Origin of the sequence: Acinetobacter sp. AOR43_HL, from assembly GCF_027854635.1 — a bacterium.
GTDB classification, from domain to species: Bacteria; Pseudomonadota; Gammaproteobacteria; order Pseudomonadales; family Moraxellaceae; genus Acinetobacter; species Acinetobacter pittii.
This window is the reverse complement of sequence record NZ_JAKTHX010000008.1, coordinates 105288-128599: the sequence shown is the minus strand read 5'-3', so window position 1 is coordinate 128599 and position 23312 is coordinate 105288. Positions and strand designations below refer to the sequence as shown.

General features: G+C 38.2%; 22 protein-coding genes. 10 read left to right on the top strand and 12 right to left on the bottom strand.

Annotated elements, in window-relative coordinates; translation table 11 throughout:
- Positions 1-3: 3 nt before the first annotated feature.
- The 4 genes from cysD to lysS all read right to left on the bottom strand — a co-directional run bounded on the left by cysD (position 4) and on the right by lysS (position 4449).
- Entirely contained in the window at positions 4-912 is a 909-nt protein-coding gene (cysD, locus tag MKL33_RS04865; protein WP_000140408.1) for a sulfate adenylyltransferase subunit CysD, read from the bottom strand.
- Positions 905-1036 carry a hypothetical protein gene (locus MKL33_RS04860; RefSeq protein WP_002117520.1) on the bottom strand — a complete coding sequence of 44 codons (132 nt, stop codon included), beginning with the start codon at positions 1034-1036 and terminating at the stop codon, positions 905-907. The genes cysD and MKL33_RS04860 overlap by 8 nt, the downstream gene beginning before the upstream one ends.
- A 254-nt stretch (positions 1037-1290) precedes the next feature.
- Positions 1291-2733: a capsule assembly Wzi family protein gene (locus tag MKL33_RS04855; RefSeq protein ID WP_270906585.1), complete on the bottom strand. Its 1443-nt coding sequence runs from the start codon at positions 2731-2733 to the stop codon at positions 1291-1293.
- A gap of 186 nt (positions 2734-2919) precedes the next feature.
- Entirely contained in the window at positions 2920-4449 is a 1530-nt protein-coding gene (gene lysS, locus MKL33_RS04850) for a lysine--tRNA ligase (protein ID WP_005070604.1), read from the bottom strand.
- A 256-nt stretch (positions 4450-4705) separates the two neighbouring features.
- Here lysS and MKL33_RS04845 point away from each other — a divergent pair, with 256 nt between their 5' ends.
- Positions 4706-5194, top strand: a complete 489-nt coding sequence (locus tag MKL33_RS04845) for a YqiA/YcfP family alpha/beta fold hydrolase (protein WP_270906584.1) — start codon at positions 4706-4708, stop codon at positions 5192-5194.
- Positions 5195-5209: 15 nt separating this feature from the next.
- On the opposite strand, the gene MKL33_RS04840 is transcribed toward MKL33_RS04845, so the two are convergent.
- A complete protein-coding gene (locus tag MKL33_RS04840) occupies positions 5210-5650 on the bottom strand; it encodes an SRPBCC family protein (RefSeq protein WP_161281817.1) in 441 nt (146 codons plus the stop codon).
- A gap of 446 nt (positions 5651-6096) precedes the next feature.
- Here MKL33_RS04840 and rubA point away from each other — a divergent pair, with 446 nt between their 5' ends.
- The 4 genes from rubA to oxyR all read left to right on the top strand — a co-directional run bounded on the left by rubA (position 6097) and on the right by oxyR (position 9449).
- Positions 6097-6261 (top strand): rubredoxin RubA, encoded by a 165-nt coding sequence (rubA, locus tag MKL33_RS04835; RefSeq protein ID WP_000760495.1) that lies wholly within the window; start codon positions 6097-6099, stop codon positions 6259-6261.
- A 94-nt stretch (positions 6262-6355) separates the two neighbouring features.
- On the top strand, positions 6356-7537 hold the full coding sequence (gene rubB, locus MKL33_RS04830) for a rubredoxin reductase RubB (RefSeq protein ID WP_270906583.1): 1182 nt from the start codon (positions 6356-6358) through the stop codon (positions 7535-7537).
- A gap of 52 nt (positions 7538-7589) precedes the next feature.
- Complete coding sequence (estB, locus tag MKL33_RS04825) at positions 7590-8534, top strand: esterase EstB (RefSeq protein WP_270906582.1); 945 nt, start codon at positions 7590-7592, stop codon at positions 8532-8534.
- 6 nt (positions 8535-8540) lie between these two features.
- The gene (gene oxyR / locus MKL33_RS04820; protein WP_002117503.1) at positions 8541-9449 is read left to right on the top strand and encodes a LysR family transcriptional regulator OxyR; all 909 of its coding nucleotides are present in this window, start codon (positions 8541-8543) and stop codon (positions 9447-9449) included.
- Between the two features lie 29 nt (positions 9450-9478).
- On the opposite strand, the gene MKL33_RS04815 is transcribed toward oxyR, so the two are convergent.
- Entirely contained in the window at positions 9479-10069 is a 591-nt protein-coding gene (locus tag MKL33_RS04815; RefSeq protein WP_198912093.1) for an SPOR domain-containing protein, read from the bottom strand.
- Positions 10070-10126: 57 nt separating this feature from the next.
- Between MKL33_RS04815 and MKL33_RS04810 the strand changes: the two genes are divergently transcribed.
- Positions 10127-10255, top strand: coding sequence for a hypothetical protein (locus MKL33_RS04810; RefSeq protein ID WP_081309849.1), 129 nt, complete (start codon positions 10127-10129; stop codon positions 10253-10255).
- A 58-nt stretch (positions 10256-10313) separates the two neighbouring features.
- Here MKL33_RS04810 and ppk1 read toward each other — a convergent pair whose 3' ends face one another.
- Together ppk1 and mtgA are read right to left on the bottom strand one after the other, a co-directional pair.
- On the bottom strand, positions 10314-12392 hold the full coding sequence (ppk1, locus tag MKL33_RS04805; protein WP_002117516.1) for a polyphosphate kinase 1: 2079 nt from the start codon (positions 12390-12392) through the stop codon (positions 10314-10316).
- A 105-nt stretch (positions 12393-12497) separates the two neighbouring features.
- Complete coding sequence (mtgA, locus tag MKL33_RS04800) at positions 12498-13175, bottom strand: monofunctional biosynthetic peptidoglycan transglycosylase (RefSeq protein WP_002117784.1); 678 nt, start codon at positions 13173-13175, stop codon at positions 12498-12500.
- 76 nt (positions 13176-13251) lie between these two features.
- Between mtgA and MKL33_RS04795 the strand changes: the two genes are divergently transcribed.
- The gene (locus tag MKL33_RS04795) at positions 13252-14061 is read left to right on the top strand and encodes a rhomboid family intramembrane serine protease (RefSeq protein WP_270906581.1); all 810 of its coding nucleotides are present in this window, start codon (positions 13252-13254) and stop codon (positions 14059-14061) included.
- Between the two features lies 1 nt (position 14062).
- Here MKL33_RS04795 and MKL33_RS04790 read toward each other — a convergent pair whose 3' ends face one another.
- Both MKL33_RS04790 and MKL33_RS04785 read right to left on the bottom strand, forming a co-directional pair.
- Entirely contained in the window at positions 14063-16522 is a 2460-nt protein-coding gene (locus tag MKL33_RS04790; RefSeq protein WP_270906580.1) for an ABC transporter permease, read from the bottom strand.
- Between the two features lie 3 nt (positions 16523-16525).
- Positions 16526-17218, bottom strand: a complete 693-nt coding sequence (locus MKL33_RS04785; RefSeq protein ID WP_005070633.1) for an ABC transporter ATP-binding protein — start codon at positions 17216-17218, stop codon at positions 16526-16528.
- A 44-nt stretch (positions 17219-17262) separates the two neighbouring features.
- Between MKL33_RS04785 and MKL33_RS04780 the strand changes: the two genes are divergently transcribed.
- A complete protein-coding gene (locus MKL33_RS04780) occupies positions 17263-17886 on the top strand; it encodes an arylesterase (protein WP_270906579.1) in 624 nt (207 codons plus the stop codon).
- Positions 17887-17921: 35 nt separating this feature from the next.
- On the opposite strand, the gene MKL33_RS04775 is transcribed toward MKL33_RS04780, so the two are convergent.
- Positions 17922-18536, bottom strand: coding sequence for a carbonic anhydrase (locus MKL33_RS04775; protein ID WP_002117769.1), 615 nt, complete (start codon positions 18534-18536; stop codon positions 17922-17924).
- Positions 18537-18820: 284 nt separating this feature from the next.
- On the opposite strand from MKL33_RS04775, the gene MKL33_RS04770 reads away from it, so the two are divergent.
- Both MKL33_RS04770 and MKL33_RS04765 read left to right on the top strand, forming a co-directional pair.
- A complete protein-coding gene (locus tag MKL33_RS04770; RefSeq protein ID WP_270906578.1) occupies positions 18821-19846 on the top strand; it encodes an alpha/beta fold hydrolase in 1026 nt (341 codons plus the stop codon).
- Between the two features lie 26 nt (positions 19847-19872).
- The gene (locus MKL33_RS04765; RefSeq protein WP_270906577.1) at positions 19873-20880 is read left to right on the top strand and encodes a hypothetical protein; all 1008 of its coding nucleotides are present in this window, start codon (positions 19873-19875) and stop codon (positions 20878-20880) included.
- 23 nt (positions 20881-20903) lie between these two features.
- On the opposite strand, the gene MKL33_RS04760 is transcribed toward MKL33_RS04765, so the two are convergent.
- Positions 20904-23168, bottom strand: a complete 2265-nt coding sequence (locus tag MKL33_RS04760) for a TonB-dependent siderophore receptor (protein ID WP_270906576.1) — start codon at positions 23166-23168, stop codon at positions 20904-20906.
- Positions 23169-23312 lie beyond the last annotated feature (144 nt).

Below are 23312 nucleotides of genomic sequence, written 5' to 3'. Positions count from 1 at the left end.
GTCTTAGAAATAGCCTTCTTGCTTTTTCTTTTCCATTGAGCCCGCTTCATCATGGTCAATCATACGACCTTGACGCTCAGAACTCGTGGCTAAAAGCATCTCTTGGATAATTTCAGGTAACGTATCTGCTTCAGACTCAACTGCACCAGTTAACGGGTAACAGCCAAGTGTACGGAAACGTACAGACTTCATCTGTGGAACTTCACCCTCTTTTAGACGCATACGCTCATCATCAACCATGATTAACGTACCGCTACGCTCTACTACTGGACGAACAGCAGAGAAATAAAGAGGAACGATTTGAATATTTTCTAAATAGATATATTGCCAGATATCTAACTCAGTCCAGTTAGATAAAGGGAATACACGAATACTTTCACCTTTGTTCACTTTACCGTTGTAAAGATTCCAAAGTTCAGGGCGTTGGTTTTTCGGGTCCCAACGGTGTTTACTATCACGGAATGAATATACACGCTCTTTCGCACGTGATTTTTCTTCATCACGACGTGCACCACCAAAAGCAGCATCAAATTGATATTTATCCAAAGCCTGTTTTAAAGCTTGGGTTTTCATAATATCGGTATATTTTGAACTACCATGATCAAATGGGTTGATCCCAGCTTCACGGCCTTCTTTGTTTTGATGAACAATTAAGTCAAAACCATGAGTTTTTGCCATGTTATCGCGAAACGCGATCATGTCTTTAAACTTCCAACCCGTATCTACATGTAATAATGGGAATGGAAGCTTAGCTGGATAAAATGCTTTTAACGCAAGATGAAGCATAACAGCCGAGTCTTTACCAATTGAGTAAAGCATGACTGGGTTTTCGAATTCTGCAGCAACTTCACGGATAATATGAATGCTTTCAGCTTCAAGTTGCTTGAGATGTGTGAGTCTTGATTCAGTCATGAACACGTCCTTCTCTATCCATTTTGCCCATAAAATCTAGAAGTAGTATTAAACCACCACCTAGAAGACCATGTGGAGGAACGAGTGCCATAACAACTCCAATTTTTCGTGATAGATAATCCAACCACAAGCCTTTATATGGCTTATAGCATTAGTTATGCATTATAGTGATTTAAAACCGATTCCTTTTGCTTGTTTTTTCATATTGATATTCGATTTAATCATATACATGTAATATGCTGATTCACTTGCATAACTTGGTAATCCTAGCTTGTGTAGTCAACTTAAGCAAATCATGTTCTAGCCTTTAGTTTTCTTTAAAAGCCATAAAAAAAGAGAAGCATTAATCGCTTCTCCTTTCTAAAACATGAACTAATCTTAGAAACCAAACATTTTACGTTCTAGGGGAATTTCAATACCAATAGATGCACCTGCATCATTACCCTCAAGATCCGAATCACTTACCCATCCATTAATTTTTAATGGAAGATCAGGTTTGATGAAATGCGTCCACGTTAAATCAAGCGCTTTAATTTCATCATCTTTAGAGAATGCTTTATTGATTGCCAAGTTAGATTGGTTAACTTTGACCACCATAGCGCGACCACTTAAACGGTTCATAACATCAAAGCGGATATCCCCACCCACTGAGTACATTTGTCCATCACCACCCATCGCATGTCCTAAAGGGAAACCGTGTTGGTAATAACCATCTTTATAAATATAATGATTATAAGAGATACCTTTTACATCACCATTGGTGCGTGTATCAGCCCATTCTGCATAAAGTTGATATGGCATATCATTGTAGCTTGACGAATAATCAACCCCAGCTAAATACATCTTTTTAGATGGAAGTAACCCAGCCTCATCTTCACCCACGTATTGTCCATAAATACCAACAGGAGCATTTAAAAGAGATTGCAGATTTAAACGAGCATCAAATCCAGCAATTTGGTTAGACCTGTCTTCAGACGCATCATAAACATTATCATTACCTTTAATCGCATTCCATAAAGAATCCCAACTTTCAGAACGTCCCTCACCGCCCCATTGTAAAGTTCGGGAAGCACCTAGTTCTAAATAAGGTAATGGTCTTGCAGTTACACGTAAGCCTAATAACTTAGCATCTGGAATTGCTTTATAATCATCTAATTGACCAGCAAAAGCTTGGTATTGCCAAGGTCCAATCCAAGACAACCATTTTGTCTCAAAAGCATTTTGCACAGCACGTTGTGCAGTTACCCCATAAACTGGTCGACTCGCATCACCACGAATTAAGCTACCATCGTGTCCAGGTCCCCACCATGTTGGAATTTGACCTGCAACTACCCATTGATTCCAAAGTTTACCAGCGACATATGAACCTTCAACATTAACGTCTTGTCCATTATCAATTTGAGGATCTTTTTCTGCATTTACTCGGATTTTAGCATCCCAGTTTTCACCGCCAGCATTAAACTCTAATGAACCTTGATATTGAGCTTTTTGGCTATCACCGAATGCTTGAGGAATATTTTTGATATCAGTTTCAGCAAAAGCACCCACTTTAACTTTATTGTTATCTGCTTTTAATGCATTAAGAACTGAGTTAATAACTTTTTGTTGAGCTGGATGAGACACTTTTGCCTGAGAGAGCGCACGCTGAATTTCATCACCACTTAACGGCCAAGTAGAAGTGCTAATATTAATAACACCTTGTTGATTCAACCAATTTAAGTCTGTACGTAAGTCTTCATTATTTAGCACTAAACCTTGTGCAGAAATAGCGGATGAAGCAGTTGCCAATATTGCAATCGAAAGTGTTTTTCTTAGAAACATGCCAGCACAATTCTCAAAGTTATTTATGAGCAACACCTTAAATTTTTTATCACAACTTTGCAATTGTTAAACTGTGCAATTACATTTTTTAACGCTATCTTAAGGTTAGTATAATTAGGTAAATTTCTAGATATAAAAAGTAATAAAAAAGGCAGTATAAATACTGCCTTTTTGCATCTTAGAAGATTAACCTTCTTTACGGCGCATATGCGGGAATAAAATTACATCACGAATACTTGGTGCGTCAGCAAATAACATAACCAAACGGTCAATACCAATACCTTCACCTGCTGTTGGAGGTAAACCATATTCAAGTGCTTCAACAAACTCTGCATCGTAATGCATTGCTTCATCATCACCAGCGTCTTTTTCAGCAACTTGCGCTTGGAAACGCTCAGCTTGATCGATTGGGTCATTTAACTCGCTGAAACCATTTGCCAATTCACGACCGCCAATGAAAAACTCAAAACGATCTGTAACATGTGGATTGTCATCATTACGGCGAGCGAGTGGAGAAGTTTCAGCTGGGTAATCGGTAATAAATGTTGGCTGACGAAGTTTAGTTTCAACAGTTTCTTCAAATACGATCGTTTGAAGCTTACCTAAACCAAAACCAGGCTTAACCTCTTCTTTCAACTCTTCACGAATAAATTTTGCAAGAAATTCGCGATCACTTACATTTTCAGGTGTGAACTGTGGGTTATTCTCTAAAATTGCATCGAACATAGAGATTTTCTTGAATGGTCCTTTGAAGCTAAACACTTCACCTTGGTAAGGGACATCGGTTGTACCTAGAATATCCAAAGCCAACTTTTCAAGCATATTTTCAGTCAATGCCATTAAGTCTTTATAATCAGCATATGCCTGATAAAACTCGATCATCGTGAATTCAGGGTTGTGACGTGTTGACACCCCTTCATTACGGAAGTTACGGTTAATTTCGAACACACGCTCAAAACCACCAACAACCAAACGTTTTAAATAAAGCTCAGGTGCAATACGTAAGAATAAAGGCATATCCAAAGCATTGTGATGTGTTTCGAATGGACGCGCAGAAGCACCACCTGGAATCACATGCATCATTGGCGTTTCAACTTCCATGAAACGTTCGTTGTTTAAGAATGCTCGAATACCTGCAACAACTTTGGCACGGATTTCAAAAGTCTTACGTGTTTCTTCATTCACAATTAAGTCAAGGTAGCGTTTACGGTACTTAACTTCTGTGTCATTTAAGCCATGAAATTTATCTGGTAACGGACGAAGAGATTTTGTAAGAAGTTCAAAACCTTCAAGATGAACATATAAGTCACCTTTGCCTGAACGTCCGATATAACCTTCGGCAGCAATAATGTCACCCAGATCTAAACCTTTAATAGTTTCAAGAATATCTTTTGGTAAGCCTTTACGGTCAACATATAACTGAATACGACCTGTCATGTCTTGAATCACCATGAAAGAACCACGGTTTAACATGACACGGCCAGCCACTTTTACATAGACATGCTCAGCGCTTTCAATTTGTTCTTTCGACTGATCTTTAAATTGTTCTTGTAGATCAGCAGCGTAATGTTCACGCTTAAAAGTATTTGGCCAAGGACTCTTTCCAGTTTCCTTCGCAACATCTTGGATTTGCTTTAATTTGGCATGACGCTGTGCAATTAAATCGTTTTCGGAAATAGTTGGTTCAGAAGTCGATTGAGCGTTTTGTTGCGTCATCTCTGCCTCGATTAAGTAAAAATGAAGTGGCATAGCTTAACAGATTGCAGGAGTTTTTCGAATGATTTCAATCAAACAAAAATGAAAAAAGACAATTTATGGAAATGAGCAGTACTTTTTAAAGACAAAATGACTTAGACCAATCGCTAAGATCATTTTTTAAAGCATTTAGTAAAATATAAAAAAATCCAAATAACCTCGATATTCAAAGGCCCTATTTGCCTTGTATTTTATCAATGAGATTGTGTCGTAAATAATGAAAATTCTATTTTTACATGGCTTGGATTCTTCTCGTGAATCAACAAAGTTCCACGCCATTTCACATCCTGAAAAATTTTGTATTGACGTTGATTATCGTAACTTAAGTTATGCATCTGTTGAGTACTTTTATCATCAGGCTATTCAGACGATCAAACCTGATTTACTGGTTGGTCACAGCCTTGGAGGATATTGGGCCTTAAAAACTGCCGCTCAACATAAATTAGCTGTGATTGTGGCAAATCCAAGTCTTACCCCTAATTTTCGGGCAGACTACCCTCAGCTTTCCGAAGAAGAACTTACTCACTGTAATCCTAAAATGGCTTATTTAGAATTAGGAGATGAGCAACTTGATATGTATCAGGTTCAAGAAAAACTTGCGCCCTACATGAATATTGAAACCTTTGAAGGCGGACATCATCGTTTGGCCTATCCTTCTCGCCTCAATGATTTGATTATGAAAATTTATAAAAAATATTTGGCTTAAATTAATGCAGATTGCCTATTTTTCTTCTGCCAATTTCTTGATTACGTCAAATCCTTGAACGAAGCCACTTTTCAACATACCCATGTATTCAGGTAAGGTGGCTAATTCGACTTTTAAAGTAGTTACACTATCGTGTTGGCTTAAAAAATATTTTTCTAGAGAACCACTCCAGCCTTTAACTTCTTCACTTTCTAAATCCTCCTTACCATCCTTAATCATTCCTAAATGTTTAAAAATCAAGATTTCCGGCTTTTTCAATTCTTCGATTGTGGAAACCATGCCATTGCCTTCACCATCTAGGAAATAAGTTTTGCCACCGATTTGCCAGTCGGTACGCATAGAGGAATCTGGAGCAAAAAATTTTGTCCAAGCATTATATGTCTCGTTATTCCAAAGTAATTCCCATACTTTTTCTATAGGCGCCTCAATTTCTACTTCGTATACTAAATTTTCCATACTTAACTTCCCTGATTTATTCCGTTCTTATACTGCCGAATTTTAATTTTCACGTTTAATGATGACATCTGTTGAATCTTTATTTGTTGTTATTTAGCTTTCTTATTATATAAATGTTTTAAATGAGCAGATACTTTTTATCTCTCAATAATTTCACAAACAACATTAAGTTTAAAATTAACGTTAAGAATATATTAGTTATTATTAGTTTATGCTCAAGTTTTGCCTAAAAAACCACTTATTTGTCCTAACCTGCCATTCATCTTTGCTTACGAATGATTAAACTCCGTTATTTGCTTTACATTAAATGTAGAACTGCGTAAAAATTTGATATCCGATCAAAGGCACATTGGTTATTATTGACCGGATCGTGGTTACATTATTAATAGATGGAATAGTTTTACTGAAAGGCAGCTTTGAGCAAACTTATCAGTGCGGAGAGTCTCATGAAAAAATATCAATGTATCGTTTGTGGATGGATTTACGATGAAGCAGAAGGTTGGCCACAAGACGGCATTGCAGCTGGAACAAAATGGGAAGATATCCCTGATGACTGGACTTGCCCTGATTGCGGCGTTTCAAAAGCTGACTTCGAAATGATCGAAATCTAATGATTTAAAGCGAAAGGCCATGATTGACATGGTCTTTTTTACGAATATTACCCATTACCGTATTAAATAAACAATTCTAACTCTGGAGAGAAAAATGCATCCTATCGTCATTATCGGATCAGGCATGGCGGGTTATACCTTAGCACGTGAGTTTCGTAAACTTAGCCCAGAGCAAGAACTTGTGATGATTTGTGCGGATGATGCAGTGAATTATGCAAAACCAACATTATCAAATGCATTTGCAGGTAAAAAAGCACCTGAACAGATTGCTTTAGGTGATGCTGCTAATATGGGTACCCAACTCAATATGCGTATTGAGCCTTTCACTTTTGTAAAAGAAATTTTAGCTGAACGTCATGAGCTTGTACTTGAGAAAGATGGGGTAACTTCGAATCAGCCTTATTCAAAACTGATTTTAGCTGTGGGTGCTAACCCAATTCGTCTTGCAATTGCAGGCGATGGCAGCGATGACATTCATGTAGTGAACTCGCTAATTGATTACCGTGCTTTCCGTGAAAATCTAGCTCAACGTAAAGACAAACGTGTTGTTATTTTAGGTGCCGGTTTAATTGGTTGTGAATTCGCCAATGACTTACTTCACAGTGAATATGACATTACTGTCATTGATTTGGCACCTCAACCATTAGGTCGCTTATTGCCAGGACATATTGCTTCTGCATTCCAGCAAAATCTAGAAGAGGCTGGTGTTAAATTTGCATTAGGCACAACCGTTGAAAAAGTCAGCAAAATTAATAATGGCGAAGATTATGCGATTACACTCGCAAACGGCCAAACTTTGGTAGCAGACATTGTTCTTTCAGCGATTGGTTTACAGCCAAATATTTCACTTGCTAAAAGTGCAGATATTCAAACAAGCCGTGGAATTATTACCAATAGTTTACTTGAAACGAATCAAGCCGACATTTATGCAATTGGCGATTGCGCTGAAGTAAATGGCACGCTACTTCCGTATGTAATGCCAATTATGCAGCAAGCTCGTGCTCTTGCAAAAACCCTCAGCGGACAACAAACTGCCGTGCACTACCCTGCTATGCCAGTTGCAGTAAAAACTCCTGCTGCTCCACTTACAGTGTTACCAGCTCCAGTGGATGTAGAAGTGAACTGGGAAACAGAAGAGTTCGACGATGGTATGCTTGCTAAAGCAATTGACAATGATGGAACATTGCGTGGTTTCGTATTGTTAGGTGCAACAGCAGGTAAACAACGCTTAACTTTAACAAAGCTTGTTCCAGATCTTATTCCAGCCCAAGCATAAGGTTTGAATCAGGAATACTCTTTTGTGAGTATTCCTTTAAGGAATGAATAACATGAATAGTGCCTTACAGTTTAACGTTTCGCCGTATACATCTTTCATGCAAGAAACCAAAGTCAACTTAGGCAATGGTATTGAGCTACATGTAGAAGTAGGTGGAAAACCAGAACATCCAACCATTTTGCTGATTATGGGTCTTGGCGCTCAAATGCTTTTCTGGCCGGATTTCTTCTGTAAATCACTCATTGATCAAGGTTTTCGTGTTATTCGTTTTGATAACCGTGATATTGGCCTTTCTTCAAAAGTACGTCATGAAGGTAAACGGTTAAATACGGTTAAATTGATGGGTCGCTTTGCGCTGGGGTTAAGTAACCAAGGAGCGCCTTATTCTCTGCATGATATGGCAGATGATGTATCAATGCTCATTGACCGCTTAGGCGTGACTAAAACACATGTCATTGGTGCCTCAATGGGCGGGATGATCGCTCAAATTCTTGCAGCAAAATATCCTGAGAAGGTTGAGAAATTGGGGCTCATGTTTACCAGTAATAATCAGCCTTTTTTACCCCCTCCTTTTCCGAAACAGCTTTTGAGTTTAATTGGCAAACCTGAGTCACGTGACGAAGAAGGTATTGTTAATCACAGTTTAAAACTATTTCAATTGATTGGTTCACCTGGTTACGTCAACCAGATTGAAGCAATGCAAACTGCACGCAAACTTTATCAACGTAGCTATTATCCTGCTGGTGTACTTCAACAGTTTTTAGCAATATTATGTACAGGCTCCTTACTTCAACTGGACCGTGAAATTAAGCAACCTGCGTTAGTCTTACATGGCTCTCGTGATCGCTTACTTCCACCCAGTCATGGTAAGGCTGTAGCAAAAGCAATTTCCGGTGCTAAGTTTGAATTAATTGATGGAATGGGGCATGATATCCCTGCACATTTTATTCCTCAGCTTAGCGGTTTATTTGCGCATCATTTTAAATCATCATACTAGGACACTATGGCTGCATTACCCTCACTAAGACAGCTATCATATTTAGTTACGTTGTCGGAAACTTTGCATTTTACTGAAGCAGCACGCCGCTCTTTTGTCACGCAATCGACGTTATCAGGCGGCATCATGGAGCTTGAACGATTATTAGGTGGCGTTCTGGTAGAGCGTGACCGTCAGAATGTGCGTTTAACACCATTGGGTGAACAAGTTGTTGCTCGTGCCCGTGTATTACTAGCAGATGCTCAAGATTTAATGCGATTGAGCCGTGAAATGAGTGAACCGTTAACAGGTGATTTGCATTTGGGAGTTATCCCAACCATTGCACCTTTTATCCTGACACGGTTACTTGATGAAGTGCATCAGCAGTTACCTAAAATTCAGTTGCATCTGCATGAAGCTCAAAGTGAAAAAATTGTAGAGCGTCTAGAACACGGTAATCTAGACATGATTGTTCTTGCTCTACCGTTTGATACTAGAGGCCTAAAAGTCGCTGAAATCTCGAAAGAAAATTTGTACCTTGTATGTAGTAAGCAAGATACAAATGCTTTGCAAGCAAACTCTCTAGATGATCTTGATTTATCGAGATTAATTTTGCTTGAAGAAGGCCACTGTTTACGTGACCACGTTTTAAGTGCATGCCCTATCGGTGAACGTAAAAACGACAACCGTTTAAAAGCAAGCTCTCTACCAACTTTAGTTGAAATGGTTTCTTCTGATTTAGGTTTTACGCTTTTACCAGAAATTGCAATTGAAAATAGTATGATCAAGTTTAATGATCAAATTACTGCAAAACCAATTGAAGATGCCCCGAGTCGCACTTTAGCGCTAGTTACTCGTAAAAGTACGCCGCTACAAAGTGAATTCGACGTGTTACTGCAAATTATGCAGAAAATCACGACAAACCTACATGAATAAAAAAAGGAGTCTTCGGACTCCTTTTTATTTTATTGAGGTGTAAGGGATGCCCACTTAAACACCCAAGCAGATTGCATATTCAAACTATTATCAGCAATAATTTTTTCTCTAATAATCTGTGCTATAGCATAGTCGTTGGCTGGATCTATCATAACTCGTACCCCTTTAGTGGTTGAGCTGGTTACGACCTTATAGCCCTTTGCTTCAAGCTGTGACTGAATCTTATTTGCTTTATTTTGATTAGAAGCTAGCGCAACTTGTACCATCCATTTTTTTTCACCATTTTCTAAAATTTCTTTAGCAATCGCAGCATCAAGTTGTTTTTTATTTTCAGAATTTTTCTTTTCTTCTACTTTTTTTGTGTGAACTTCTTCATTTTTCTTTTGCGCTAAAAACTCATCTTGCTTTTGTTTTCTTTTTTGGATGATTATTGTTTTATTCCTTACCTCACTCTTTTTAGTTTTATCATTGGAAACGGGCGCAAAATAAGGATATATCGCTTGATCATCAAACCTTTGAAATACGATGATATCCCCATAACACTTCTGATCTGCGTAGGCGGTCACTGGCATTATCCCCAAAAGTATTCTAATAAGTAAATTTCTAATAAAGCATTGCATCTTATTCATTTACCGAAGTTAAGTATATTTAATGCGGCGTATTAAAGTAGATTTCACATGATTTGTATATTTATAAAATTCAATGTTTTATGGAAAGAATCACATATTTTAAAAACATCTTGCTATGCTTCAAATTATTATCGTTTACCCAACAACCATTTAGAAAAACTAATTAAATTATTTTGAATTTCAGTGAATTAAAAAGCCGACATTTTGTCGGCTTTTTAATTAAATTTAAAACTTATTATTTAATCATTTCTAAGAGTGCTCTTTGAGCATTATGCAATTTTTCACCCTCTGCTGGCTCAGCACGCACCCAAGTACCATCTGACTGTAACAACCAAGCTTGCTGGTTATCTTGCAAATAGTTCACTAGGCCTTGTTGATAAATACGTTTTTTCAATGCAGGATCTTCCACAGGGAAACATGCTTCAACACGGTTAAATAAATTACGATCCATCCAGTCTGCGCTTGAGCAGTAAATACGTGCATCGCCATTATTGCTGAAGTAATAAACACGGGTATGTTCAAGGAAGCGCCCTACAATTGAACGTACACGAATATTTTCTGATAAGTTAGGCAAACCTGGACGTAAACAGCAAATAGAACGAATAATCAGATCAATCTGAACACCTGCTTGAGATGCTTCATATAATTTATTGATCAATTGAACTTCCGTTAAGGCATTCACTTTCACAATAATTTGAGCTTTACGTCCTGCCTTAGCATTGGCAATTTCTTCATCAATAAAGTTGATGAGCTGAGCATGTAAGGTAAATGGCGCATGTAATAGCTTTTTCAATTTCGCCATTTTGCCCATACCAGTCAACTCTTGGAAGATACGGTGCACATCTTCACACAGATCTTTATCAGTCGTCATGAGACCATAATCGGTATAAATTCGAGCATTCATTGCATGGTAGTTACCAGTGCCTAAATGAACGTAACGCACAAGTTTGTTATTTTCACGGCGTACCACCATAATCATTTTGGCGTGAGTTTTATAACCAACAATACCGTAAACAACCACAGCCCCTGCTTCTTGTAAAACGTTAGCCACTTCAATATTTGATTCTTCATCAAAGCGGGCACGTAATTCAATAACCGCGGTCACTTCTTTTCCATTACGCGCAGCTTCCGCCAAAATCTGTACAATTTCAGAGTCAGCACCACTACGGTAAAGTGTCTGCTTGATTGCCAATACTTGTGGATCGCGAGCAGCTTCACGAAGTAGCTGAATCACGGGAGCGAAAGATTCAAACGGATGATGAAGCAAAATATCTTGCTTCTGCATTGCAGAGAAAATGCTCTCGGTCTTTTTAAACACTTTAGGCACAACCGGCGTATGTGAGTCATAACGCAAATGAGGGCGTTTAAAATTTGAAACCAGACGAGCCAAGTTTACAGGACCATCAACTTTATATAATTGCTCATCAGTTAAATCAAATTCTTCTAATAAGTACTCGTAAATATGCTGCGGACAGTTATGAGTTACTTCTAAGCGAACAGCACGACCAAAACGTCGAGAACTTAATTCACCTTTTAAAGCTTTTGCTAAATCTTCAACATCTTCATTTAATGCCAAGTCAGCATTACGTGTAACACGGAATTGATAGCATCCTGTTGCTGTCATGCCAGGGAACAAATCGGACACATGTTCATGAATAATTGCAGATAGCATGACGTGATGTTCTTTACCACCTGTTAACTCATCTGGCAGTCGTACAACGCGAGGTAATGAACGTGGGGCTGGAACCACAGCTAAATCAATTTGACGGCCAAAAGCATCTTTACCTTCTAAGGTAATAATAAAGTTTAAGCTCTTGTTTACGAGACGTGGGAACGGATGCGCTGGATCTAAGCTAATTGGGGTTAATACAGGTGCAACTTGTTCTTGAAAATACTTCTTAATCCAAGCTGACTGTGCTGGCGTTAGTTCACCACGACGGAGGAAGCAAATATCTTCTTCACGTAACTTAGGTAAGATTTCTTCATTTAAAATACGATATTGACGTTCAATCGCAGCATGAGCAGTTTCAGAGATTTTTTGTAAGACTTGTCTTGGCGTCAAACCATCAGGGCTACGACTCTCATTGCCCAGAGAAAATTGCTCCATCACCCCCGCAACACGAATTTCGAAAAACTCGTCTAGATTACGAGAAAAAATGAGCAAGAAATTCATTCGCTCAAGTAATGGATGTAAAGGGTCTACCGCTTGCTCCAATACACGCAAATGGAAGTCAAGAATAGACAATTCACGATTTATATAACGGTCATTATAACTATATTCTGTTGGGGTCGTTGGTGTAATCGCTGTATTCATGTCTAACTCAATTCTCTATCCAGCCAAAATCTCTATAAAACAGTATGCTGCAAAAATATGACAATTTGGTAAAAACTAAAAAATTTACACATCTTTAAAACATCATTATTCAGGAATCTGGGTGCTATTCATATAACGTAGAATAACGCGTTTTCTATATTGTAGTTTACGATCGTTGCGGTGATCTTGATAATATTTCGGATCAGGCAATAATGCGGCCAAAAAAGCAGCTTGTTCGCGTGTTAAGCTTCTCGCACTTTTACCATAATAATATTGCGCGGCTGCTTCTACACCATATCGATTTTTGCCAAATTCAACAGAGTTCATATATACCTCAAGAATTCGGCGTTTTGACCACATTCGCTCCATCATCCATGTGGCTATGGTTTCTTGGCCTTTACGAATAAATGAACGCTTATTGTATAAAAACAAGTTCTTTGCCAGTTGTTGAGACACCGTAGAACCACCAGCAACAACCTCTCCTTCTTCATTATTCCGCTCTAGAGCAAAACGAATGCCATCCCAGTCAAAACCATGGTGATGAATAAATTTTGCATCTTCCCCAGCTAAAATCGCATGCTTGAAATTGTCGCTAATATCATCATAGTCAAGCCATTCATGAATGATCGGCTCTGAGGTATCTGACCAATAATCAATTCGCATAAACATGGTGGTATCAACTTCATGTGTACGCCACCAAACTAAACTTGAGAAAATCCAAAGCTGAATAAGGAGAATTGCCCCTATAAAAATTAACAACACGCGAACAATAAAAGCTTTCATGTTCGTCCTGATCTCCTGTATTCAACTTTTTTCATGTTAAGCTGTTAAGCATGTTCATATATAACAAAAGCATAGCATGACTCAATATCAGCCTCCGCACATTAATCGTAAACTCAATGTACAAACTTGGTGGCTGACCGCCTTATTGATCTTGATTAATGTAGGTTTGTTTGTCTGGCAAATTGCAACTGGTGTCGATATTAGCGACCCAGCCATGAAAGATGCTATTCATTGGGGTGCAGATTTTACACCACTTACTTTTACTGGGCAGCCCGAACGCTTATTTACCAGCATGTTTTTTCATTTTGGTCTTGTTCACCTCATGCTTAACATGTGGGCCCTTTATATTTTTGGTAATGTTGCAGAGTCTCTATTTGGTCGCTTCTATTTTATATGCCTGTATTTAATTGCTGGCTTATTTGGTAGCCTTCTCAGTAGCTATATGACCATTCAAAATGGGCATGAATTACTGCAACATTTCGATCAAAGTTTACTTCCTCATGTCAGTGCAGGTGCTTCGGGTGCCGTGATGGGATTAGGTGCTGCGTTAACAGTACTTTCTCTATTTCCCCCGCTTCCGCATCAAGCCTACATACTCGATAAAAAAGCCTTATTAATGATTATGGCCATCAACCTTGTTTTTGGTTTTGTCGCAACCGGTATTAATAATGCCGCGCATATTGGCGGCATGATTATAGGAGCATTCCTTGCACTGATGTGGTACTTAAGCTATGTCAGCAAGTTAAAAACTATACTTAAAATTTTAGGCTTATTAGGCGCAGTAATCATTACGGGTGTTTTTTATATGTACTGTGTACAAATCAATTCACCGTTATTTCCACTCTGGCATGAAATCATCATCCAGAACCCTGACATTATTCCTTAAACTACAATTGGTTTAATTCTCTTAAACTTTGTAAAGGTGGTAAATTACAGAGATAGCCTAGTCGATAACGACCAATCAAAGCACAAACCAGCATCATGCCAAAAGGTAAAATCAGCCAGATTTCAATATGCCACTGTATTGCCATATTCATTTTATAGCTTGCGATCGCACTAATCACTTCTGCAAAACAGCAGGCAACTATGCCTGCTAACAAACCTAAAAACCCAATCTCAAAACTGAGCATTTGCTTCATTTTATTTTTAGATAAACCAAATGAGCGTAGTAAAGCAACTTCACGGCGTCGCTCATCCATTAATAAATTTAGACATGCAATTAAAACGAGTATTCCAGAAAAACCAACTAATGCCGCTAGAACAGTTACTATTTTGACCAAAACATTCATTAAACGTTTTACTTCATCTAAAATCCGGTCAACATCAATAAATACTGTATTTGAGAACTGCTGAATAATATTGATCATTTTTGGTTGATCTTGCTTAGGCACATAGAAACTACCTAAATAACTTCCAGCATTTTCGTCTAAGGTTTTAGGTGAAAAAATAAAGAAAAAGTTAGGGCTAAAGCTTTCCCACTCGACACTCCGAAAATTCACAACTTTGGCCTGTAAGTTGCCTTCGGGCAAACTAAAAGTAAGCTTATCTCCAATTTGAATTCCTAAACTTTCGGCAGTTTTACTTTCGACTGAAACTTGCCCTACGCCATTAAACTGGGCTTGACCATTTGTAATGACATTGTCATTTGGTAGTAGATTTGATTGAGTCAAATTCAGTTCACGGCGCAAAGAATTATTTTGCTTTATAGCCTCTTCTGAAAAAGGCACATCATTCTTAGCTAACAATCGGCCACGAATATTTGGATATAACGGCGTGCTTTGCCAGCCATTCTGTTTTAATTGTTGCTCAAATGCTTTTAAATCAAATGGAGGCAATCCATAAACAAATTGATTCGGTGTTCCTTCGGGAAGTTGTTGTTGCCAACGCTCCAATAAATCTGTTCTTAATACAGTGAGTACCGTAATGAGGCTTAAGCCTAAAGCCAATGCGGTAATTTGTAAGGCACTCTGTGATGGCGAACGAATATAAAAAGACAAACGATTTTTCAGCTTTTTTAAGCTACGAAGCAATAGCCAAACAACGGTGTAAAGCAAAATACAAAGAACAATAATTGCCGCTAAAACCAGAATGCTGAGCATTAAGTTTTCACTCAACACCAAACTAAAAACAACTAGGCTAGTGATTCCTGCAAAAAACATGAAGAATAAAGATTTGCGAGATTTGGCTTGCTCGCGAATAACACGGATGGGAGGAGTATTTAACAATTCCCAAATGCTTGGCAAAATAAAACCAAGCAGCACGATCACACTCGTAAAAATAGCAATTGGTAAAGGTCCAACTAAAAGTGGTATGACCGAAAAACTTAGCTCTAATTGAGGTATTAATTGCAGCATAAGCTGGAGCAGGCCATAACCCATAATTAAACCTAATAGACTGCCCAACACAATTGAAATCGCACTGACAACACTAAGTAATCCAATATATGCCCACAAGATTTGGAACTTACTGGCTCCTAAGCATCTGATCAGCGCAATATGATCTTGGTTTTGTTGCACATAACGTTGACTCGTTAGAGCGATGGCAATACCACATAATAAAATCGTTAAAATATTGGCCAATTGCAAAAAGGTATCTAAATTTTCAAGCGGACGTAATAACCTACTGTTCGATTCACTTGCATCACGTAAACGCAAGCCAGCCGTTTCATCTACATCTTTAGAAGGTTGATGCTGTTGCTTAAATTGCTTTGAAAATGACTGAACCTGTTCAGGGCTACCTGCCATTAATAAACGATAGTCAATTCTGCTCCCTGTCTGAATCGCATGAGTCTTAGCAATATCGGCTTGATGAATAATAACGGTGGGCGAAAAGCCCGAAAAACCGAGCTCCTGATTTGAATCACGCACAATCACGCCACTAAAACGGAAGGTACCATCAGCAATAGAAACAGTATCTCCTAACTTTACTTTAAGTAAATCGGCTGCTCTTTGACTTAGCCAAACTTCACCAGATTGAATCGCTTTAGCACTTGGTTCAATTTCCAACTGTCCTCTGAGTGGAAATAAAGGCTCAATTGCCTTTACATTCACCATGACAAACTGATCTTGGGTATGAGCCATCGAGCTAAATATAGTGACATTAGTTTGCTTTAAACCAAGCTGCTCAGCTTTCTTTTTCCACTGCTGTTCGATAGGCTCGTTATTCGACAGAACTAAATCAGCACCCAGCATTTGTGAAGCTTGCAGACTGACTGCATTTTTAACTTGGTCATTACTAAATTTCAGGGCTGTCGTTGCGCTAATCGCAAGAGATAGAGCAATAATGAGTAGATATAATCCACCCGTACGAAAACTCTGTAGCAAAAGTGGTTTGAGAAGATTACGCATAGTTTAACCACCCTGTACTGTCTTTAGTCTGCCATCATCTAACTCAACATGACGCTGACAAAGGGATGCTAAATTACGATCATGGGTGACTAAAATCAGAGTCGTACCTAACTCTCGGTTTAAGTCAAAGAGTAAGCTTTCAATTTCTTGTGCCGTCTGACCATCTAGGTTTCCAGTCGGTTCATCTGCAAAAATAATTTGTGGTTCTGCAATGAGAGCTCGTGCAATGGCTACACGCTGCTGCTCGCCACCAGATAAGACTTTAGGCGTTTGTTCAACTTGACGGCTCAGCCCTACTCGATGCAACCAATCTAAAGCTTTTTTCTCCGCTGTTTTATAATCAAAGTCTTTACGTAATCGTAAAGGTAACATCACATTTTCAAGCGCACTCAACTGAGGCAGAAGTTGAAAAGACTGAAATACAAAACCAATATGCTGCATTCTGATTTGGGCACGTTGTTCCTCTGTTAACTGATGAACAGCTTGACCACACAACCAGACTTCTCCTTCAGACGGTTGATCTAAAGTCGCCAAAATTCCTAGTAAGGTTGATTTACCTGAGCCGGAACGTCCCGTAATTGCTACCTGTTCCCCTTCAAAAATCTCTAAATCAATATCTTTTAAAATCGTAAACTGATTTTGGTTAATCTGAATAGTTTGTGTAACTTGATGGGCAGCAATGATGGGTTGTGGCATGATGTGAAAAGTCCTATGTATTCAGAATCAGGGTCGAAGTACAAATGTCTAAATCTTTTTTGATTGGTTCTAAAAGCATCATGCTCATCTCATTAAGTATGCTGCCTATGCTTGTATCGGCGAAAACTATTTTAATTTTAGGAGATAGTATTAGTGCCGGTTACGGAATTGATCCCAAACAAGGTTGGGTACAATTACTGCAAAAACGTTTAGACCAACAGTATCCCAAACAGTACAAAGTGGTCAATGCAAGTGTTAGTGGAGAAACGACAAGCGGCGCTTTAGCCCGATTACCTAAATTATTGCAGACCTATAAGCCTAATGTGGTCGTGATTGAGTTAGGCGGAAATGATGGCTTACGTGGGCAACCACCTCAAATGATTCAAAAAAATCTGGATCAGCTCATTCAATTAAGCAAGAAACAAAAAGCCAAAGTTATTCTTTTTGGCATGAAGATTCCGCCAAATTATGGGGCTGCGTATAGCAAAGCTTTTGAAAATAATTATAAAGTTGTAAGTCAAAAATATCAGGTGAAACTACTACCGTTTTTTCTAGATGGTGTTGCTGGTCAAAAACAGCTTATGCAAAATGATTTAATTCATCCCAATGCTCAAGCGCAGTCAAAACTACTTAATTTAGCTTACCCATATATAAAAGGTGCCCTATAGGCACCTTTTATCTTTAAACATTCTTTTTAATATGATCAGAAATCAAAAAAAGTAACTTCACCAGTTTCTAGTGAATATTCTGCACCGACAACAATTAATTCACCTTTTGCAATCAGACTCTCTAACACCGCTGAACCATGGCGTAATTGATTTACCGAAGCAAAAACGTTTGAACGCACCGCATGACATGATAATTTTTTCAAATCATTTTTTAAGTCAGTCTGCATTAAAATTTCAACTGATGGACGAACGCGGTTCACAATCGACATTAGGTTAGATGATGGCGGGTGATCAGGATTCATTAACGTATCAATTGTTGCTTGAATCGCACCACAATGGCTGTGTCCTAATACGACTACAACTGGGCAGTCATAACGCTCTGCTGCGAACTCAACACTACCGACTTGTGAAGGTGCAACCACATTACCAGCTACACGGATTACAAATAAGTCACCAAGACCTTGGTCAAATACCATCTCTGCTGGAACACGAGAATCTGAGCAGCCAAGTACAATTGCAAACGGATTTTGATCCTTTGCCATTTCAGCGCGTTCTTGATGAGATAAGGTTTTTGCAAGGGAAGTATTTCCATTTACAAATCGTTGATTACCGGCTTTCAGACGATCTAAAACTTCTTGCGCAGTAGGCATTTTATATTTCCATTGTTTTTTCAAGGTTGGAAATCATTTTAATGTGTCAAAATTTGAATGTCACTGACAAAAAATAAATCCTTTTCTATGAAAAAATTTAAAAATACTTAACCTGTTTTAATGTAGAGCTCACTGCATATTCGCTACTGTTTAGTGAAAAAATAGACATACTTTGGTTCTCGGATTGACTATAATTTTCTTCATTCCAAACATTTGGCAAATGACTCATTGGCAAAGTTTTTCAATAATTTTTCAAACTCGCTTAAGCTTCAAGGATGAAATCTATGACAAGGCTGTCCACATCAATTATGGCCTCTATGAAAAAAACTGCTACCGCCCTGACTTTGGCTTGTAGCGTATTGTCAGTGATGAGTATTTCTCAAACACAGGCAGCCGATAATATTGATGTGACATTCCAGAATGTATTACAGCAAGAACGTAACTGGGCAGGTCTACAAAGTAAAAGCTTAAAAGTCGGTGATGTGACTTGGTCATATAGCGAAGGCGGCTCTACAACAAAACCAACTTTACTCCTTATTCATGGTTTAGCGGGTAGCCGTGATAACTGGAACCGAGTGGCTCGTTATCTCACCACAAATTACCATGTCATTATTCCTGATTTACCGGGTAGTGGTGAAACTATCGTTTCCCAAGACTTCGATTATTCGGTACCAAATCTTGCTGAAAAATTACGTCGCTTTGTTGAGGCTGCAAATTTAAAAGGTCCAATTCATATTGCTGGGCACTCACTCGGTGGCTCTATTGCCCTACTCTATGCTGGACAGTATCCATTTGAAACCAAAAGTTTATTTTTAGTAGATAGCGGCGGTATTTTTCGCTCAGCCAATACAATTTATTTAAAAGATCCTGCTTACCTCAAACAACTTTTAGTGTCTAAAAAAGGTGACTTTAATTATTTATTAAAACAAACCATGTTTAATCCTCCGTTTATTCCTAAAGAGTTTCTTCAAGCTCAAGAAAAGTTGATGATTGATCAGGCACCTCAAACACAAAAACTGGTTGATCAATTGATTGCACTTAATAAAGTCTATACACCAGATTCATTTGCGGTACTTACCAAAACGATCGATGCACCGACGCTCATTCTATGGGGCAAACAAGATAAGATTATTAATGTCGAAGTCGCAAGTGAACTAAAACGACTTTTAAAGAATGCTCAGCCTCCAGTTATTTTAGAAAATGTAGGCCATATGCCAATATTGGAAGCTGAACAGTTGGTTATGCAACAATATCTACCGTTTTTACTTAAAGTAGAAACAATTCAATCGTCGAAAAAGACCACACCTTAAATAAAACTTCGGACTTGTGAGACCTTATGTCTACCCAACCACTTATTGAAAAACTTATTGAAGCTCATCTAGATTTTTTAGATGAGCAATTTGCTCAGACTCAGGTGATCCAGCAAGAGTTTGAGCAATTTTATCATTGGTTGGGGAGTCAGCAATTACAACATCTGTGGACTTTTGAACAAATTCAACAGCTCATTCAAAAGCAGATTTTAGATACGCCTGCTTCTGATTTCCTGATTGAACAAATTGCTGAGCATATTCGATTTGCATTGATTCATCCTGCAAATGAAACCGCAACTGTTGAAGATGTTATTCCTGTTCTAACGATTGACCGAATTGCACAATACGTTGCAAGTAAGGAACAGCACCGTAAAAAACTCATTAAAACAATTGTGAATAATCCTGCTTTTTCGGCCCTGCTCACGCAACTGATTCAGCAAACAATGCATGATTATTTAGATGAATCTATGTCAAAACGCGTACCAGGTGTAGGTCGTTTTATGAAAATGGGGAAATCTGTTTTAGAAACAGTAACCGATTCAAATCTGGACGATACGATTAATCATTATTTGCAAAAGAATATTTTAAAACTCAGCCAAATGAGTGAGCGTGTTTTAAACCAACATTTTGACAATGATAAGCTCTACCATTTTCAGGCAAATGTTTGGCATAAAGTTAAAACTATGCCACTTTCTGTTTTAAAAAATTATGTAGAAACTCAAGACTTATCAAAAACGGTTGGCCTAGGACATGAAATCTGGGACCACATTCGTCAAACTGATTATCTAAAACAGCAAGTACATGATGGTATCTATACTTGGTATGCACGTAATCAAGAGCGTAGTTTTGATTTATTGCTTCGTGACCTCAATATTGATGAAGGTTTAGTACAACATGAGCTGACCAAGTTACTTGTGCCTGTATTACAGCAGTTAATTACAACAGGACATTTAAGACGTCGTGCCCGTGTGTACTTAGAGAAGTTTTATTATTCTGAAAGAGCATTAGATATTTTAAATAACAAAGGCGCTTAGAGCGCCTTTGTTATTTATGTTGATTAGAAAGAATATTTTAAAGAAGCGTAATAAGCTCGACCTGGTTCATTATAAGTTTGGCTGATTGAATTACTGTCTCTTAAAATTTGTTTATCAAACAAGTTGCTCACACCAACACGCGTACTTATATTGTCTGAAAATTTATAACCGACATTTATTCCAGCGGTACTATAGCTTTTTACAGTACTTGGGTTAAGCGCAGAATTTGCTCCACCTGAACCAATACCAGATTCGATTCTACTTTCTGCAAACTGACGTGATTTTTGACGACCATATTGAGTAAATACAAAATTCACATCTAACTGATCTGTGATGTCATAATCAAAAATTGAGTTAATTGTATAGATTGGAACTAAAGATAATGGATTACCTGTTTGTTTATCTTTTGAATCCATCATATACGTAAAGTTGTTAGTCCAGCGGATATCACCGAAATCTAATCCTAAGCTTCCTTCAAAACCTTGAATTAATGCTTTAGGCGTATTTTCCCAACGTAAGATATTCCACTTAGTATTGGTCACAGCTCCTGTATTTGCATTCGTGCTTGAACCATCAACTGTTCCAACAACGTTTGTACCAGCCACAATTTTATCTTTATAGTCATTGCGGAACCAAGTTAAGCTCGCATTCACGATGTCTTTTTGGAACTGGATACCGAGCTCTTTGTTAACCGAAGTTTCTGGTTTTAAATCACCATTACCTTGTAACAAGCAACGTGACTCAATATTGGCCGGACAACCATTCCCATTTGTACTTAATAAATACCCTTCGGCATTTTGATACATATTCGGTGCTTTATAAGCTTTTGCTACCCCACCTTTTAAAGTGAAATAATCGTTAAGTCTTTGGGTAATATTTAAGCTTGGACTCCAGTTAGAACCAGATTTACTATGGTCATCAAAACGCAGGCCTAATACGACATCTGTACTGTCTGTGAGTTTCAAGTTATCTTCGATATATGCAGAAGCAATCCGTGATTCCATTTTACTACGATCGCCTTTAGCCAATTGATCGCCATAACCTGAACCACTACTGTCTTTCCCTTGATTTGTCGACACATTATCTTTAAATCTGTCTTCAACCCATTCGGTACCAAGTGTTAATACATGCGGTACATAGTATTCAAAAGGAATATTGGCTTCACCATTAAATCGAAGAGTTTCTAAACGTGAAGTGGCTTTATCATCAAGGTTATTAATTTTTCCTTCTGTGCTACCGCCAAGGCCTTCTGGAAGACGTTTATTATGCGTTTTATCGTATTGAGCAACGAGCTTACTTTTACCCCAAGACCAATCCCCCTCATGTGTTAATGCATAGCTATCACGGTACATAGTATTGGTTTCTTTACCAATAAGTTCTGAAAGAATCGCATCAGCTTCCGCATTTGCATTTAACTGAGAGTCACCAGAATAAATATTACCTTGTTTGCTAGAAGAGACATCAAGCAAAACAGTTTGCTGATCTGTTGCCTGCCAAGCTAAACGACCTGAAATATCTTTATTTTTAACGCCTTCACGCCCAGCTGCGGTACTACCAATTGATTTATTAATATCAACATCGTCAGCTTCTGTTTTATTGTAATTACCATATAAACGATAAGACAAAACATCTTTAATCAGTGGCCCACTTACGTTAAAACCAACACGATTTGATGCACCTTCTTTAGAGTCTTCAGGTTGCGATGTATAAAACTCTACTGAGCCATGGGTTTCATTAGTCACTTTTTTAGTAATGATGTTAACCACACCACCTGCCGCACCGGAGCCATAACGAGCTGCTGCTGGACCACGTAAAACCTCAATCGATTCGATTGCTTCTGCTGGCACCCAGTTTGAGTCACCTCGTGTATCACGCTCTCCTTTCCAGCCATAACGGACTGAATTACGAGAATTAATTGGTTTTCCATCCACTAAAATAAGCGTGTTTTCGGGCCCCATTCCACGAATATCAATTTGTCTATTATTGCCACGCTGCCCTGTTGCACTGTTACCTGTTAAATTGACACCAGGCATACGGCGCACATAATCAGAAATATCATTACGAACTGGTAGTTTTTCTAAATCTTCTTGGGTAATTACTGATACACCGAGCGACTGCTTCACCTGCTCTTCAGCTGTTACAAAAATTGTTTCCAATTTCACAGGTTCAGCAGGCGTTTCTAATGCTTTTTCAGCTTGTTCTTGCTCATTTTGTGCAGCATAAGCCATAGACATCATACTTGCCAGTACTGAAACAGAAAGCACTGACTGGATAATACGCTTCGACATAAGTATTCCCAATATATTGATTTATTAAACATCTCTCATTTTCAGTTTCGCATTGTAACAAAGATAAATAAAATTACAAATGATATTGATAATAATTATCATTATTTATATTGAATAATAAAAAAACCTCATTGCGAGGCTTTT